This window comes from Methylobacterium gossipiicola (genome assembly GCF_900113485.1).
Taxonomy (GTDB): domain Bacteria; phylum Pseudomonadota; class Alphaproteobacteria; order Rhizobiales; family Beijerinckiaceae; genus Methylobacterium; species Methylobacterium gossipiicola.
This window is the reverse complement of record NZ_FOPM01000070.1, coordinates 1-1,290: the sequence shown is the minus strand read 5'-3', so window position 1 is coordinate 1,290 and position 1,290 is coordinate 1. Positions and strand designations below refer to the sequence as shown.

1 protein-coding gene and 1 pseudogene are annotated in these 1,290 nt (G+C 65.3%); both read left to right on the top strand.

Features of this window, described 5'->3' with window-relative positions:
• Positions 1–84 (top strand): annotated as a pseudogene (locus tag BM249_RS21500) (IS5-like element ISMex42 family transposase); the annotation flags it as partial.
• A 383-nt stretch (positions 85–467) separates the two neighbouring features.
• The gene (locus tag BM249_RS21045; protein ID WP_244528904.1) at positions 468–887 is read left to right on the top strand and encodes a hypothetical protein; all 420 of its coding nucleotides are present in this window, start codon (positions 468–470) and stop codon (positions 885–887) included.
• Positions 888–1,290: the final 403 nt, after the last annotated feature.

Genomic DNA, 1,290 nt, shown 5'->3' with positions numbered 1-1,290 from the left:
ATCGCCACGCGCTACGAAAAGACCGCCGCCAGCTTCACCGGCGTCCTCTGCCTCGCAGCCGCCCTCGATTGGCTCAAGCGATGACACGCCCTAATACCAAGCCTCGCAAAACCGGCATGTCACGCGACCGCAACGCCCCAATCCCCGAGTTTTGATACGGCCTGGACTGAGCTTGGTCGGTCCGCGCGTTCACTCTCTGACGCGCAGGGTGCCATGCGTGGCTTGGTTCGAGCGGGCGATGCAGTATTCCTGCGTTAGTCGCCAGCGTGACGGCTTACGTTGGCGAGGTCTTGCTCCGCCGATGCTGGCTCAATCTCACTCAGTCATGTTCATGGAAATGCCCCTGCAGCAGCACCCGCCTTTCTTCCCCTTCATGGCGACGTGGTTCTTGGCCATGCCGCCCTTGGGGCCGGCCATACCGCACTTCATCTTGGTGTTCGACACGGTGGTGGCGCTCGGCGCGAAGGGTGTTCGACGCCGCGCTGGGGTGGTGGATCGAGGAGGCCACCCGTATCCCCGATGGCCTCAAGGTGGACGGGCTAAAGGCGCCTGGGGATGCCACCGGCAACCCCGAGCTCCACCTCTTCCCCGCCGCTGGCGGGGTGCAGCACTTCGAGATCGCCGGGATGCGAGACACCAACGAGCGCTCGATCCCGGCTTTCCTGCGTCGCTTCTCGGCCTCTTGGACCTGGGCCTCACAGGTGCGCAGGATCGCGCACGACGCCCCGGCCCACGACATCGTAGCTGAGCGCTTCGACCTGGAATGGGTGCCGCAATGCGCCGGCTCGGGCCGATACCGGCCAGCCGCCTTGGCCGGCCACGACCGTTTCAAGGACCGCTACGCCGCGGGTCGGCTCGCCTTGCCGGGAGCGTCGCCATCGGCTTGACGCGGGTCGCCTCGGCGTCAGGCCGCGGGGGCAACGGCCAGCGTCGTCCTCTTCACGATGACCGAGAACAGCCTCAGGAAGCGGGCCTTGGTCGCCGCGTCTACCAACTCGGCTGGCCGGGTGGCCATCTCCGTCATGAACAGGCGGGCCGGCCTTCCCTTGTCAAAGGTCAGGCCCCTTTCCTCGAAGGCGAGCTCGAAGCACTTGACGATCCGCGGGACCTTGTCATTCAGCTTGAGCTTGACCTTGGCGACCTCCTTCGCGTAGGCGCGACTGGCCTGCCCCCATTCGGTGGCCCAGGTTCGAAGTTATACCAGCTCTCATTGATCAGCACGCATGGGCCCATTTGCGCAGTCCGATGGACATGATGCGCCAGGGCTGGGCGATGATCCTGTTCCAAGCG